Source organism: Pantoea sp. ME81, from assembly GCF_903970985.1.
GTDB lineage: Bacteria > Pseudomonadota > Gammaproteobacteria > Enterobacterales > Enterobacteriaceae > Pantoea > Pantoea communis.
Genome location: NZ_CAJCKS010000060.1, coordinates 1 through 14,820, shown reverse-complemented (window position 1 = coordinate 14,820; position 14,820 = coordinate 1). Strand labels below are relative to the sequence as shown.

Here is a 14,820-nt window from a genome sequence, read left to right as displayed (position 1 = left end):
TGTATGCTCCCGGGGATTCGCGTACTTGCCGCCTTGCTGCACCAAAAAAAGGCCCCATCAGGGGAACCGAACCAGTCGTGTAAGGAGTCGAGTCATTTACAGTAGAAAATGGCGTGCCAGCAGCGGTCCGGTGAAGCTTTTCTTGAGATAAAAACCGCGCGGTAGCGTCATTATAGGCTCTCCATGCTCACCGATGGCTTCCGTCAGCGCTTTGCTGTTGGCCGCTTTCGGGCGGATCTGCAGCCAGGCGCCGTGACGGGCGGTAATGCGCTCCACCTGGCCCAGCACGATCATATCCATCAACTCTTCCCAGTCTTCACGCAACTGCTGATCTTCTTCTTCGCTCGGTTGCCATAACAGCGGCGATCCCACTCGACGATCCGCGAGGGGCAAAGCACGGTCACCCTCAATCGGGATCCACAAAACGCGAGCCAGCTTGTGGCGCACATGGCTGGTCTCCCAGGTTACGCCGCTGTTGCCGGTCAGAGGCGCAACGCAGACAAAGGTGGTTTCCAACGGTTTGCCCTGCGCATCCACGGGGATGGTCTTGAGTTCGATACCGAGATGGGCGAAATCCTGCTCCGCTTTGCTGCCCGCGCTGGCACCAAGGTGCAGCTCAATCAGCATGCCAACCCAGCCCTTATCCCTCCGCAAATCGGCTGGCACCGGCAAACCCAGCTGAGCTGCCAGTGCGGCAAACGTCTGGCCTGCCAGCTGTTGTGCACGTTGCAGTAATTCCGCTTCATCTTGTGGTGGCGGCGGCAATAAAACGGGGGAATTCATGGCAAAACTCATATTGGTTAAAGGATGTACAGCGCTGGCGGGGACGAGTTTTCCACATGCGCGCAGCGTGAATAACCGTGATAATAGCATGATTAAGCGTGCTTTTTTATTTGCATTGCCGGACGGGTGTGGATGCTATGGCAAGGTTATCCCAGTTTGTTATCGACAATGAACAGGATCTCCAGACTACTTATCCACAGAATGGTGGGATAACCCCCCTCGCAGAGCACCCCTGTTTCGATTTACAGCCTTGACTTTAGCGATTTGAACGCTTTTTTTCCTTTCTTTGACCAGGTTTAGGGCATTATCTGTGGATAAAAGCGACGGTGGTGGATCTTTGAGCAGCGAATGGAACCTGAGGATAATTAGAAAGTGCTCCGCGTTGAAACAACACTGTCATTTTTTCCTATCACTATGATTAATGGTGTTTTTAGTGCTATTCTTAGTCTGCCTTATGAGAATTTTCCGAAGTGGTTATTCAACTCATTCCCGTGTTCTGCACAAAGCTATCCACAGAAAAGGTGAATAAGATCGCCCTGAAAACCGCTCCGCTGTTTATAACTTGGCTAAACTCTGTGAGTTATCCTGTTTTTATTCGGCTATCGCCCCGGATATCCAGTGGTTTACCGCCTGTAAGGAGTGTGAAACAATCAGGCTATTCAAATTTAGCTTTGAGGTAGTCCAGTGATCGATGATGATGGCTACCGCCCGAATGTTGGTATCGTAATCTGTAACAGGCAAGGACAAGTGTTATGGGCCAGGCGCTTTGGACAGCACTCCTGGCAATTTCCTCAGGGAGGCATCAATCCGGGTGAAACCGCTGAACAGGCGATGTATCGCGAACTGTTCGAAGAAGTGGGTTTACACCGCAAAGATGTTCGAATACTTGCTTCAACCCGTAACTGGTTACGTTACAAGTTGCCAAAACGTTTGGTGCGTTGGGACACAAAGCCGGTGTGTATCGGCCAGAAACAAAAGTGGTTTCTTCTGCAGTTGATGTGTAGTGACGCGGAGATCAATGTGCAACACAGCAGCACGCCGGAGTTTGATGGTTGGCGCTGGGTCAGCTTTTGGTATCCGGTGCGTCAGGTCGTCTCTTTTAAGCGCGATGTCTATCGCCGCGTGATGAAAGAATTCGCTGGCGTGGTGATGTCTATGCAGGAGAGTGCGGGGCAGCGTAATAACAATGCCGCTCATCGACGTAAAAGAGGATAGGCCACGCCCTTTATGCTCACTCAGTTGCGCGAAATAGTAGAGAAAGTGGCGAGTGCTCCGCGTCTGAATGAAGCACTCGACATTCTGGTAAACGAAATTTGCCTTGCGATGGAAACCGAGGTCTGCTCGGTTTATCTCGCAGATCACGATCGTCGTTGCTACTACCTGATGGCGACGCGCGGGCTGAAAAAGCCGCGCGGTCGCACTGTCACGCTGGCGTTTGATGAAGGTATTGTCGGGCTCGTCGGACGTTTAGCCGAGCCGATCAACCTTGCCGATGCGCAAAGCCATCCCAGCTTCAAATACATTCCTTCTGTTAAAGAAGAGCGTTATCGCTCTTTCCTTGGCGTGCCGATCATCAGCCGTCGCCAACTGCTTGGCGTGCTGGTGGTTCAGCAGCGCGAACATCGTCAGTTCGACGAAAGCGAAGAATCTTTCCTGGTGACGCTGGCCACGCAGATGGCGGGCTTGTTATCGCAATCACAGCTCGGCCAACTGTTTGGTCAGTTCCGTCAGACGCGGGTGAAAGCCATCGCGGCGGCGCCTGGCGTGGCGGTCGCGCCCGGTTGGGTTGATGAAACTCAGCCCTTGCTGGATCAGGTCTCGGCGGCCTCAACGCTGGATGTGCAGCGTGAACGCGAGCGTCTGGTGCTGGCGATGGGTGAGGCAGGCAATGAATTCCGCCGCTTCAGCAAGCGCTTTACCGCCAGCGTACAGAAAGAGAGTGCGGCGATCTTCGATCTTTACTCGCATCTGTTAACCGATGCCCGTTTGAAAAAAGATCTCTTTGCTGAGATCGATCGCGGATCGGTTGCCGAGTGGGCGGTGAAAACGGTGATCGAGAAGTTCGCCGAACAGTTTGCCAGCCTGCAGGATCAATATTTACGCGAGCGTGCGGGCGATTTGCGCGTGCTCGGACAACGTCTGCTATTCCATCTCGACGATACGCTGGTCGGCACCAATGCCTGGCCTGAACGCTTCGTGCTGGTGGCGGATGAACTCACCGCGACCACGCTGGCAGAGCTGCCACCGGAGCGTTTAGCCGGTGTGGTGGTACGCGACGGTGCGGCCAATTCCCACGCGGCTATTCTGACGCGCGCGATGGGCATTCCCACCGTCATGGGTGCGGATATCATCCCTGCGCAGCTCAACAAACGCCTGCTGATTGTCGATGGCTACCGCGGCGAGTTGTTAATCGATCCTGAACCCGTGCTGGTGCAGGAGTATCAGCGTTTGATCAGCGAAGAAAATGCGCTGAGCAAAATGGCTGAAGGTGTGGTGGAGCAGCCCGGCGAGCTGAAAAGCGGCGAACGGGTGCAGGTGATGCTGAACGCGGGCCTGAGCCCTGAGCATGAGCAGAAGCTGGATAACTGGGTGGATGGCATCGGCCTGTACCGCACAGAAATTCCATTTATGCTGCACAACGGATTCCCGTCGGAAGAGGAGCAGGTCGCGCAATATCAAGGCATGCTGCAACTGTTCTACGATAAGCCGGTGACGTTGCGTACGCTGGATGTCGGCGCCGATAAACAGCTGCCTTACATGCCGATCAGTGAAGAAAATCCTTGCCTCGGCTGGCGCGGCATTCGTCTGACGCTCGATCAGCCAGAAATTTTCCTGGTGCAGGTACGTGCCATGCTGCGTGCCAACGTGGCCTCCGGCAATCTCAGCATTCTGCTGCCGATGATCAGCCATATCGATGAGATCGACGATGCACGTCGCCTGATCGATCGCGCCGGTCGTGAAGTGGAAGAGATGCTGGGCTATGTGATCCCGAAACCGCGTATTGGCGTGATGATCGAAGTGCCGTCCATGCTGTTTATGATCCCGCATCTGGCGGATCGTGTGGACTTTATTTCGGTGGGCACCAACGATCTGACACAGTATTTGCTGGCGGTAGACCGTAATAACACGCGTGTGGCGAACCTTTACGATCCGCTGCATCCGGCGATGCTGCGCGCGCTGCAGAGCATTGCCCACGAAGCCCGTCAGGCCAAACTGGAACTCTGCCTGTGTGGTGAAATGGCTGGCGATCCGATGTGCGTGGCGCTGCTGGTGGGCATGGGTTATCACCACCTCAGCATGAACGGTAAAAACATTCCGCGCGTGAAGTATCTGTTGCGTCACCTCGATCACGAGGAAACGCAGAAGCTCAGTGAAAATGGCGTGGCGGCCCATACCGCTTCAGAAGTGCGCCATCTGGTGTCCGCGTTTATGGAACGACGTGGCCTGGGCGGTTTGATTCGCGGCGGCCGTTAACGGCGTTTACATTTCCACGGCAATTGTGAAAAGCGGCTGTGCTATCATGCGCAGCCTTTTATGGTATGACCCCTTAGCCAGACCCGTTTCAGGGCAGAAAAAACGATGGTGAAAGATGACTAACGGCTACATTTCGTTTCCCCAATTCGATCCGGTAATTTTCTCCATCGGACCGATTTCGCTTCACTGGTACGGTTTGATGTATCTGGTGGGCTTTGTATTTGCTATGTGGCTGGCGGTGCGCCGAGCCAACAAACCCGGCAGCGGCTGGAAAAAAGAAGAAGTGGAAAACCTGCTGTATGCGGGCTTCCTCGGCGTGTTCCTCGGTGGCCGTATCGGCTACGTGCTGTTCTATAACCTGCCGCTGTTCCTCGATAATCCACTCTATCTGTTCAAAGTCTGGGATGGCGGTATGTCGTTCCACGGTGGCTTGATTGGGGTGATCGTGGTGATGCTGGTGTTTGCGCGTCGTACTAAACGCACTTTCTTCCAGGTATCTGATTTCATTGCACCATTGATTCCGTTTGGTTTGGGTGCCGGTCGTCTCGGTAACTTCATCAACGGCGAGCTGTGGGGCCGTGTCGATCCCAATTTCAAATTTGCGATGCTGTTCCCGGGTTCGCGCAGTGAAGATATCGCGCTGGCGGCCAACAACCCGCAGTATCAGCAACTGCTGAGCACTTACGGTGTATTGCCGCGCCATCCTTCACAGCTGTATGAGCTGTTCCTCGAAGGTATCGTGCTGTTCATCATCCTCAACCTGTTTATTCGCAAGCCGCGCCCGATGGGCAGTGTCTCTGGCCTGTTCCTGATTGGCTATGGCGCTTTCCGCATCATCGTCGAGTTCTTCCGTCAGCCGGATGCCCAACTTGGCCTGTTTGAAGGCGGCATCAGCATGGGGCAGATTCTCTCGATCCCAATGATTCTGGCCGGTGTGATTATGATGATCTGGGCGTTCCGTCGTCGTCCGCAGCAACAAACTCGTGAGGTAAAATGAAACAGTATCTGGATTTAATGCAACATGTGCTGAATGAAGGCGCAGAGAAAGCCGACCGTACCGGTACGGGCACCCTGTCAATTTTCGGCCACCAGATGCGTTTCAATTTACAGGACGGTTTTCCGCTGGTCACCACCAAGAAAGTACACCTGCGTTCGATCATTCATGAGCTGCTGTGGTTCCTGAAAGGTGAAACCAACATCAGCTACCTGAAAGATAACAAGGTGACGATTTGGGATGAGTGGGCGGATGAGAACGGCGATTTAGGTCCGGTCTACGGTAAGCAGTGGCGCAGCTGGGGTAGTGCGTCAGGCGAAGAGATCGACCAGATTAGCAAAGTGATTGAGCAGTTGAAGCGCGATCCCGATTCACGCCGCATCATCGTATCGGCATGGAACGTGGGCGAGCTGGATCAGATGGCGCTGGCACCCTGTCATGCCTTCTTCCAGTTCTACGTGGCAAACGGCAAGCTCTCTTGCCAGCTCTATCAGCGCTCATGCGATATCTTCCTTGGTCTGCCGTTCAATATCGCCAGCTATGCGCTGCTGGTGCATATGATGGCGCAGCAGTGCGATCTGGAAGTGGGTGATTTTGTCTGGACCGGTGGCGATACCCATCTGTACAGCAATCATCTGGAGCAGGCACAGCTGCAGCTGACGCGCGAGCCACGCCCGCTGCCGAAACTGGTGATCAAACGTAAACCTGCTTCTATCTTCGATTACAACTTTGAAGATTTTGAGATTGAGGGTTACGACCCGCATCCGGCCATTAAAGCGCCGGTTGCGGTGTAAACGCACGCGTCATCACGCTGAAGCCCTGCCACTGTGCGGGGCTTTTTTATCTCTGTTATCTGTATCCTCCTCGCAAAAATTTGTCTCTGCCTGTACCGCGCGAAAACAGCCTGCGCGACGCTTTCCATCCTGCCGCTTGATGCCTTGTTGCCTGTTCGATTGAAGCGCACATTGGCTGCCATGAACAAACACGCAAACCTCGGTTTCACCCTACCGGAGCTGCTACTGGTGATGGTCATCGCGGGAATACTCAGCCTCGGTGCTCTTCACAGTTGGCAGCGCTGGCAACAGCATCAACAACTGCGCGATAGCGTGCAGCAGCTGCAGGGTTTTCTGTTACGGCTGCGCGCCCATGCTAACTGGCATAACAGCGATCTCAATTTGTGGCTGATTCCCGGCGAGCGCAGCTGTTTGGGCGTAGGCGTAAAACCGGCAGGGGGCTGTGAACTGCCTTCACGCTGGTGGCTAGCACCGCCGCATGCCGGGGTACGCTTCAGTGCCATCATCGGCGAGCCGGGTTTCTTTGGACGGCGTGACGTGGCGCGCCCTGGCAGCATTGAGATTGAAAATGCGGCCGGTCGCTGGCGGGTGATTATCTCTGCGCGAGCACGTATTCGCGCCTGCCAGACCGGAGAAAAAGGGTGCGAGTAGCGGAGGCCGGTTTCAGCCTGCTGGAAATGCTGATTGCTCTGGCAGTAGGCGCGATATTGATGGTCAGCGTGGGGCGATTTTTGCCGCTACTGCTGGAGCAAAATCTGCGCCTGCAGCAGCGCGTGCAATTGCAACAGGAGCTACAGCAGCTTTCTCATACGCTGCAAAAAGCGTTACAGCGCGCGGGATACTGTCGTGGGCAATGTACTGGCCCCGCACTGACTTTGGCTGCGAGTGGCAGCTGTGTGCTGCTGCGCTGGGATGAAAACAGCAATGGGCGCTGGGAAGATGTGGGCAGCAGTGACAGCGACTTTTACGGCTATCGGTTGCGCAGCGGGCAGCTGGAAATGCAGCGCGCGGTGGATAGCTGCAACGGCAACGGTTGGGAACGCCTAACCGATCCCGCTTTCCTCACCATCGAACATTTTAGCGTGGTGCGGCAAGGCACCCGATTAATGCTCCATCTGACGGGGCGATCGGGTACACAAAGCCTGCAGGTGGAGCACTGGATTGAAGGACGAAACTTATGAACCAGCACGGCAACAGCACGCTGGGCATGGTGCTGATGCTGTTACTGCTCGGCAGCCTGACGCTGCATGCCACACGCACGCAGTTGTCACAGGGTATGGTGCTGGTGGCCGATACACAGAAGCACCATAAAGATTTTGCGCAGGCACAGGCTGCGCTGCAATGGGGACTGATGCAGAGTTGGCCAGAGGCGTCCGGCTGGCAATGTCAGCAACAGCCCGTACACCAGTGGTTAAGCTGCTTATTGCAGATGGAGGAGGGCAATGCGCTGTTATCGGGTCAGGATGAAAAGAGTGAACTCCGCCTCTGGCAATGGGTCTCGCCACGCAACCAACGGCTGCATCCCCAGGCGCACGGCTGGATTGACTACTGTCCATTGTCTAAACCTGAGCACTGCCAGCCGCAGGAAGGATCAGCAGGGCTTTAGCCTGGCAGAAACGCTGGTGGCGATGCTGCTGCTGGCGATGACCATTAGTACGCTGATGCAATACCATCGCGCGCTGGCCTTAGGGTTTAGTCAGCAGTGGCAGCAGCGCCAGGCGTGGCAGGTTGCCGAACAAGCCTTGCTGGGGCGTGAGGTGGCGGGCTGGCAGATCGATCGTCAGCAGCAGAGTGTGGGCATAGGATGCGTGCTGGAGCGCATCACGGTGACGGGCTCGCAACAGCGCAGTGCCAGCCTGGCTCAGCTCAATTGTCACTAAGGTGACCTCGGCGATAGGCATCGTTAGCGATACAGGGTAGAGTGACCAGGCTGCGCTGTTTTCCCTCTCAAGGAGATTTATGTTCCGGGTTTACCACTCCAATCAGCTTGATCTGTTGAAAAATCTGGCAGGTATTCTGATTGAAAACCAGCCGCTGAACGATGCGTTCGCGGCCGAACAGGTGCTGGTGCAAAGCCCCGGCATGGCGCAGTGGCTGCAGATGGAACTGGCAAACAGTTTTGGTATTGCAGCGAATATCGACTTTCCTCTCCCTGCGACCTTTATCTGGAACATGTTTGTCAAAGTGCTGCCCGGCATTCCAGAGGAGAGCGCTTTCACTAAAGCCAGCATGAGCTGGAAATTGATGCATCGCTTGCCCACCTTGCTGGAGCAGGAGGCCTTTCAGCCGTTGCGTCACTACCTCAATGATGACGATGACAAGCGCAAGCTTTATCAGCTCAGCGCCCGCGTGGCCGATCTGTTTGATCAGTATCTGGTGTATCGATCTGACTGGCTCAACAGTTGGGAGCGCGGAGAACTCATCGACGGCTTGAGCGATGCCCAACAGTGGCAGGCACCGCTGTGGCGCGATCTGGTGGCGTTCACTGAACAATTGGGCCAGCCGATGTGGCACCGTGCCAACCTGTATGCGCGCTTTATCCACGCGCTGGAGCAGGCCGAAACTCCACCGGCGGGATTGCCGCAGCGCGTGTTTATTTGTGGTATCTCCGCGCTGCCGCCGGTGTATTTGCAGGCGCTGGAAGCGCTTGGCCGCCATATCGATATTCACCTGCTGTTCACCAACCCCTGCCGCCACTACTGGGGCGATATTCAGGATTACGCTTTCCTCGCCAAATTGCAGAGCCGCAAACGTCGCCGCATGCAGTCTGAAGAGGCACAGCCGCTGTTCCGCGATCCTGAATCAGCGCCGACGCTGTTCAATGAACTCGGCGAGCAGCAACTCACCAATCCGTTATTGGCCTCGTGGGGCAAACTGGGGCGCGATAATCTGTTTCTGCTCAGTCAGATGGAATCCGCCGCTAACGATATTGATGCCTTTGTTGAGATGCCGCAGGACAGCCTGCTACACAGTCTGCAAGCTGACCTGCTCAACCTGGATGACCACGCCGTGATCGGTTTGCATGCCGATGAACTGGGTAACAGCCACAAAAAACGGGTGCTCGACCCTGATGATCGCACCATCACGCTGCAGGTGTGTCATAGCGCTCAGCGTGAAGTGGAAGTGTTACAGGATCATCTGCTGGCGCTGATGGAGGCCGACCCCGATCTCAAACCGCGCGACATCATCGTGATGGTGGCGGATATCGATAGCTACGCGCCCTTCATTCAGGCGGCGTTTGCCAGTGCGCCTGCGGATCGTTATCTGCCGTTTGCCATCTCGGATCGCCGCGCCAGCCAGGCACATCCGGCGATTCTGGCCTTATTAAGCTTGCTGGCGCTGCCAGACAGCCGCTTTGCTTCCGAAGAAGTGCTGGCACTGCTCGAAGTGCCTGCGCTGGCGCAGCGCTTCTCGGTGGATGAAAGCGGTTTGCGCCTGCTGCGCCGTTGGGTGATGGAATCCGGTATTCGCTGGGGGCTGGATGATGCCAGCGTCGAAGCATTGGCACTGCCTGCCACCGGTCAACATACCTGGCGCTTCGGCCTGCAGCGCATGCTACTGGGTTACGCGCTGGAAAGCCGCAACGGTGACTGGCAGGGCATTCTGCCTTACGACGAATCCAGTGGGTTGATTGCCGAACTGGCCGGACACCTGGCCGAATTACTCTCTCGTCTTGAAGCATGGCGTACCCGATTGGCCGGTGAGCGTACGCTGCCAGAATGGCTGCCGCTGTGCCGCGAGCTGATTGAGAACTTCTTTAACGGCGATGCCGAAAGCGACGCAGCATTACTGCTGGTTGAAACCCAGTGGAAACAGATTATTGAGCAGGGCACGCAGGCTGATTATCAGCAACCGATTCCCGTCACCTTACTGCGTGATGAGTTGCGGTCGCGCCTCGATCAGCAGCGTATCAGTCAGCGCTTCCTGGCCGGGCCGATAAACTTCTGTACCCTGATGCCAATGCGTTCGATTCCGTTCAAAGTCGTCTGCTTGCTGGGGATGAACGATGGCGTCTATCCACGCACGCTGGCGCCGCTCGGTTTTGACCTGATGCAGCAGCAGGCACGCAAAGGCGATCGCAGCCGCCGTGATGATGACCGCTATCTGTTCCTTGAAGCCCTGATTTCGGCACAGCATCAGCTCTACATCAGCTATATCGGCCGCGCGATTCAGGACAACACCGAGCGTTATCCCTCCGTGCTGGTGACGGAGTTGGTGGATTATCTTGGTCAGAGTTTTTGTCTGCCAGGCGATGAAGCGTGCGAACCCGACGTCAGCGAGCAGCGTGTACGTGAGCATTTACAGAAGCTCCACAGCCGCATGCCCTTTGCAGCGGAGAACTTCCGCCCTGACGCTTACGGCCAGAGCTTCGCCGCAGAATGGTTGCCCGCTGCCACCGGCAATGGCGTGGCACAGCCAGACTTTGTGCAACGGTTGCCGCCACTGCCGCTGGAAACGCTCTCGCTTGAGCAATTGCTGCGCTTCTGGCGTCATCCGGTACGGGCCTGGTTCCAGCAGCGGCTGGGCGTGGCTTTCTGGATGGAAGAGAGCGAATTGCCGGACAGCGAGCCGTTTGCCCCGGATAGTCTGGAGCGTTATCAAATCAATGCGCAGCTACTGAATACCCTGGTCAACGGTGAGGATACCGCGCAGCTTTATGCGCGTCATCGCGCTGCGGGCAATCTGCCTTATGGTGCTTTTGGGGAACTTTTCTGGCAGAGCCAGACCGAAGAGATGCAGGAAGTGGCTGCGGAAGTGAGTGGACAGCGTCAGCCCTCAGAGAGTTGGGAAATCAATCTGCCGCTGAATGGGGTGCAGTTGACCGGTTGGTTAACCCAGGTGCAAGCTGATGGACTGTTACGCTGGCGTCCGGGTGTGCTGAACATGAACGATGGTCTGCTATTGTGGCTGGAGCATCTGGTGTACTGCGCGTTGGGCGGCACAGGTGAAAGCCGCATGTACGGGCGCAAACAAAGCCGCTGGCGTTTTAAAGCCATCGACGCTGAGTCTGCGCTGTCACTGTTGAACGAATACGTGACGGCTTATCAGGCGGGGATGACGGAACCGTTGATGTTGCTGAACAAATCGGGTGGCGCGTGGCTGGATGCCAGTTTTGATCGAAAATCCGGCCAGTTGCTGGACGATGACGCCACGCAGAAAAAGGCATTGAACAAATTGTTGCAAGCCTGGCAGGGTGGTTTTCAGGTGGAGGGCGAAGGCAGCGATCCTTATCTGCAGCGCCTGAGCCGTACGCTGGATGATGAGGCGGTGCAGGTAATTGTTGCCGCCGCTCGCCAGTGGTATTTACCGGTGCGCCTTGCGCATCAAGATGATGAATAGCAATTGGGTAACGCCGCTTTTGCGGGTGTTCCCAAAATCATAAAAAGTTGTCTATTGCGCCGCTGGGCACACAGCCAGCGGTAAAGGGTAAAGAAAGGGGTTTAAATGCGGATTTACGCACGCTGGATGGGAGCGCTGCTGCTGAGCATGCTGGCGCTGAATGCCTTTGCCGATAGCGATCGCGGCTGGCAGCCCATCAATGAAACGATTCGAAAAAGCGATCACGATCCGCGCAGTTATCAGGCCATCACGCTAACTAACGGTATGACGGTGTTGCTGGTGTCTGACAAAGAAGCGCCTAAATCACTGGCCGCACTGACGTTGCCTATCGGCTCGCTGGACGATCCCAATCAGCAGCTAGGGCTGGCGCACTATACCGAACATATGGTGTTGATGGGCTCAAAACGCTATCCGCAACCGGATAATCTGGCCGAATTCCTGAAAAAGCACGGCGGCAGTCACAATGCCAGTACCGCTTCTTATCGCACCGCGTTCTATCTGGAAGTGGAAAACGATGCACTGCAACCGGCGGTGGATCGTCTGGCCGATGCCATTGCAGAGCCTTTGCTCGATCCGGTCAACGCCGATCGTGAGCGTCATGCAGTTAATGCAGAGCTCACTATGGCGCGTTCGCGCGACGGCCTGCGTATGGCGCAGGTCGGGGCGGAAACCCTGAATCCAGCGCATCCAGCTTCCCGCTACTCAGGCGGTAACCTTGATACGCTGCGCGATAAGCCCGACAGCAATTTGCATCAGGCGCTGACCGAGTTTTATCACAGCCACTACTCTGCCAATCTGATGAAAGCGGTGATATACAGCAACAAATCGCTGCCAGAGATGGCCGACATTGCGGTCCAGACGTTTGGACGAGTGGCTAACCATCAGGCTATCGTGCCTAAAATCGAAGTGCCGGTGGTGACCGATGCGCAGAAAGGCATCATTATTCACTACGTGCCCGCTCAGCCGCGTAAACAGCTTAAAGTTGAATTTCGCATCGCTAACAACAGCGACCAGTTCCGCAGCAAAACCGACACGTTGATCAGCTACATCCTGGGCAACCGCAGTAAAAATACCCTCAACGACTGGCTGCAAAAGCAGGGGCTGGCCGACGGTGTGAATGCCGGTGCCGATCCGATGACAGACCGCAACAGCGGTGTGTTTGCTATCACGGTTTCCCTGACCGACAAAGGTTTGGCTCAGCGTGATGAAGTGGTGGCGGCGATCTTTAGCTACCTCGACATGTTGCGTAGTAAAGGCATCGATAAGGGGTATTTCGATGAGGTGTCGCATGTGCTGGCGCTGGATTTCCGCTATCCGTCGATCACCCGTGACATGGATTATATTGAATGGTTAGTGGATACCATGCTGCGCGTGCCAGTGGATCATACGCTGGATGCACCTTATCTCGCGGATAACTTTGACCCTGCGGCAATCAAATCTCGTCTGGATGAGATGACACCGCAAAATGCCCGCATCTGGTATATCAGCCCTAATGAGCCGCACAACAAAGAAGCCTATTTTGTCAATGCGCCTTACCAGGTCGATAAAATCAGTGATACCCAGTTCAGTGACTGGCAGCAGCGCGGCAAGCAGATTCAACTGTCGATGCCGACGCTGAATCCGTATATCCCTTCTGATTTCTCCATTATGCCTGGTGATGGCAAAACGTATACGCATCCGGTGGCGCTGACCGACGGTGACAGCATGCGCATCTACTGGATGCCAAGCCAGTTCTACGCCAGTGAACCAAAGGCAGCCATTACTCTGGCACTGCGCAACAAAGCGGCAATAAGCGACGCGCGTCAGCAGGTGTTATTTGGTCTGAATGATTATCTCTCAAGCGTGGCGCTGGATGAGTTGAACTCGCAGGCGTCAGTGGGGGGGATCAGTTTTTCTACCGGTGAAGATGACGGCATTGTGTTCAGCGCCAGTGGTTTTACCCAGCGTCTGCCGGAGTTACTGAAAAAACTGGTTGAGGGCTATGCCAGCTTCCAGCCAGACGCACAGCAACTGGAACAGGCAAAATCCTGGTATCTGGATCGACTGGAAGCCGCCGAGAAAGGCAAAGCCTTCGAGCAGGCGATTCAACCGATGCAGATGCTGTCACAGCTGCCGTATACCCAGCGTGAGACGCGCCGCAAGCTAGTGAAAGATCTGACGCTGAAAGACGTGACGGATTACCGTGATACCTTACTGCGCAACGCCACGCCGGAAATGATGGTGGTGGGCAACCTCTCCGCCGATCGCGTTAAACAGCTGGGCACCGATCTGCAACAGCAGTTGCACAGCGATGGTCACAGTTACTGGCACAGCGATTACGTGGTGATCGATAAAGCCATGAAGGCCAACCTGCAAACCGCAGGAAGCAGCACGGATTCAGCACTGGCAGCACTCTACGTGCCACTGGGTTACGACGAGTATCAAAGCATGGCCAACAGCACCATGTTGAGCCAGATTGTCCAACCCTGGTTCTATAACCAACTGCGCACCCAGGAACAGTTGGGCTATGCGGTGTTCTCGTATCAGATGCCGATTGGTCGCCAGTGGGGGATAGGCTTCCTGCTGCAAAGTAACAGCAAGCAGCCAGCCTATCTGATGCAGCGCTTTGAGGTGTTCTATCCGCAGGCTGAGCAACGCCTGCGCGACATGAAACCGGAAGATTTTGCCCAGTATCAGCAGGCGCTGATCAATGACTTAAAACAGCGCCCGCAAACGCTTGATGAAGAAGCGAATCGCTACAGCCGTGACTTCAACCGGCAGAATTTTGCTTTCGATACCCGTGAAAAAGCCATCGAGCAGATTCAAAAGCTCACGCCGCAGGGCGTGGCCGATTTCTTCCATAAAGCGGTGCTGGAACAGCAGGGCATGGCGATGATTTCGCAGATTGGCGGTAGCCACGATGGCGCCACCAAAGATGATTATGCACCTCTGCCGGGCTTCACGACCTGGGATCAGGTGGAGAAGCTACAGCAATCCCTGCCGGTTAAGAGTGACGCGCAATGAGTCTGATTCAGCCGCCAGAACCGCTCAATCCGCTGACGCTGCCGTTGCGTGGCGAGCGGCTGATTGAGGCGTCTGCTGGAACCGGCAAAACCTTCACTATTGGGCTGCTTTATCTGCGGCTTTTGTTGGGGCTGGGCGGGCAACATGCCTATGCCCGGCCACTGTCGGTCGAAGAAATTCTGGTCGTGACCTTTACCGAGGCGGCCACCGCAGAGCTGCGCGGACGTATCCGTGCCAACATCCATGAGCTGCGGCTGGCCTGTATTCGCGGCACCAGCCGCAATCCGATGCTCAAGCAATTGCTACAGGAGATGCCGCATCCTGGTGACGCGGCATCTCTGCTGCTGGCGGCAGAGCGGCAGATGGATGAAGCGGCTATCTTTACCATCCACGGCTTTTGTCAGCGCATGCTTAATCTCAACGCCTTTGAAT

At 55.6% G+C, this 14,820-nt stretch carries 12 protein-coding genes; 11 read left to right on the top strand and 1 reads right to left on the bottom strand.

The window, feature by feature from the left end:
* Positions 1–96: 96 nt before the first annotated feature.
* On the bottom strand, positions 97–783 hold the full coding sequence (gene mutH, locus H7A81_RS12945) for a DNA mismatch repair endonuclease MutH (protein ID WP_182057701.1): 687 nt from the start codon (positions 781–783) through the stop codon (positions 97–99).
* A 684-nt stretch (positions 784–1,467) separates the two neighbouring features.
* On the opposite strand from mutH, the gene rppH reads away from it, so the two are divergent.
* The 11 genes from rppH to H7A81_RS12895 form a co-directional block, all read left to right on the top strand.
* Entirely contained in the window at positions 1,468–1,998 is a 531-nt protein-coding gene (gene rppH, locus H7A81_RS12940) for an RNA pyrophosphohydrolase (protein WP_034823115.1), read from the top strand.
* Positions 1,999–2,010: 12 nt separating this feature from the next.
* Positions 2,011–4,257 (top strand): phosphoenolpyruvate--protein phosphotransferase, encoded by a 2,247-nt coding sequence (gene ptsP, locus H7A81_RS12935; protein WP_038645088.1) that lies wholly within the window; start codon positions 2,011–2,013, stop codon positions 4,255–4,257.
* Positions 4,258–4,372: 115 nt separating this feature from the next.
* Entirely contained in the window at positions 4,373–5,254 is an 882-nt protein-coding gene (gene lgt / locus H7A81_RS12930) for a prolipoprotein diacylglyceryl transferase (protein ID WP_034823111.1), read from the top strand.
* Positions 5,251–6,045 (top strand): thymidylate synthase, encoded by a 795-nt coding sequence (thyA, locus tag H7A81_RS12925; protein ID WP_166932908.1) that lies wholly within the window; start codon positions 5,251–5,253, stop codon positions 6,043–6,045. Before lgt ends, thyA begins: the two co-directional genes overlap by 4 nt.
* A gap of 180 nt (positions 6,046–6,225) precedes the next feature.
* Positions 6,226–6,696, top strand: a complete 471-nt coding sequence (locus H7A81_RS12920) for a prepilin-type N-terminal cleavage/methylation domain-containing protein (protein WP_182057700.1) — start codon at positions 6,226–6,228, stop codon at positions 6,694–6,696.
* Positions 6,687–7,226, top strand: coding sequence for a prepilin peptidase-dependent protein (locus H7A81_RS12915; protein WP_182057699.1), 540 nt, complete (start codon positions 6,687–6,689; stop codon positions 7,224–7,226). The genes H7A81_RS12920 and H7A81_RS12915 overlap by 10 nt, the downstream gene beginning before the upstream one ends.
* Positions 7,223–7,651 (top strand): DUF2509 family protein, encoded by a 429-nt coding sequence (locus H7A81_RS27665; RefSeq protein ID WP_255478962.1) that lies wholly within the window; start codon positions 7,223–7,225, stop codon positions 7,649–7,651. Before H7A81_RS12915 ends, H7A81_RS27665 begins: the two co-directional genes overlap by 4 nt.
* Entirely contained in the window at positions 7,587–7,925 is a 339-nt protein-coding gene (locus H7A81_RS12910; protein WP_255478961.1) for a prepilin-type N-terminal cleavage/methylation domain-containing protein, read from the top strand. The genes H7A81_RS27665 and H7A81_RS12910 overlap by 65 nt, the downstream gene beginning before the upstream one ends.
* Before the next feature lie 79 nt (positions 7,926–8,004).
* On the top strand, positions 8,005–11,385 hold the full coding sequence (gene recC / locus H7A81_RS12905) for an exodeoxyribonuclease V subunit gamma (RefSeq protein WP_182057698.1): 3,381 nt from the start codon (positions 8,005–8,007) through the stop codon (positions 11,383–11,385).
* Positions 11,386–11,490: 105 nt separating this feature from the next.
* Positions 11,491–14,388 carry a pitrilysin gene (ptrA, locus tag H7A81_RS12900; protein WP_182057697.1) on the top strand — a complete coding sequence of 966 codons (2,898 nt, stop codon included), beginning with the start codon at positions 11,491–11,493 and terminating at the stop codon, positions 14,386–14,388.
* On the top strand, positions 14,385–14,820 hold a 436-nt coding region (locus tag H7A81_RS12895; RefSeq protein WP_182057696.1), incomplete at its 3' end, for a UvrD-helicase domain-containing protein. The genes ptrA and H7A81_RS12895, both read left to right, overlap by 4 nt.

Bases quoted from the DNA above. Each gene is read 5' to 3' on its own strand.
- mutH (WP_182057701.1), bottom strand. From the start codon at position 783: ATGAATTCCCCCGTTTTATTGCCGCCGCCACCACAAGATGAAGCGGAA.
- ptsP (WP_038645088.1), top strand. From the start codon at position 2,011: ATGCTCACTCAGTTGCGCGAAATAGTAGAGAAAGTGGCGAGTGCTCCG.
- lgt (WP_034823111.1), top strand. From the start codon at position 4,373: ATGACTAACGGCTACATTTCGTTTCCCCAATTCGATCCGGTAATTTTC.
- thyA (WP_166932908.1), top strand. From the start codon at position 5,251: ATGAAACAGTATCTGGATTTAATGCAACATGTGCTGAATGAAGGCGCA.
- H7A81_RS12920 (WP_182057700.1), top strand. From the start codon at position 6,226: ATGAACAAACACGCAAACCTCGGTTTCACCCTACCGGAGCTGCTACTG.
- H7A81_RS27665 (WP_255478962.1), top strand. From the start codon at position 7,223: ATGAACCAGCACGGCAACAGCACGCTGGGCATGGTGCTGATGCTGTTA.
- recC (WP_182057698.1), top strand. From the start codon at position 8,005: ATGTTCCGGGTTTACCACTCCAATCAGCTTGATCTGTTGAAAAATCTG.
- ptrA (WP_182057697.1), top strand. From the start codon at position 11,491: ATGCGGATTTACGCACGCTGGATGGGAGCGCTGCTGCTGAGCATGCTG.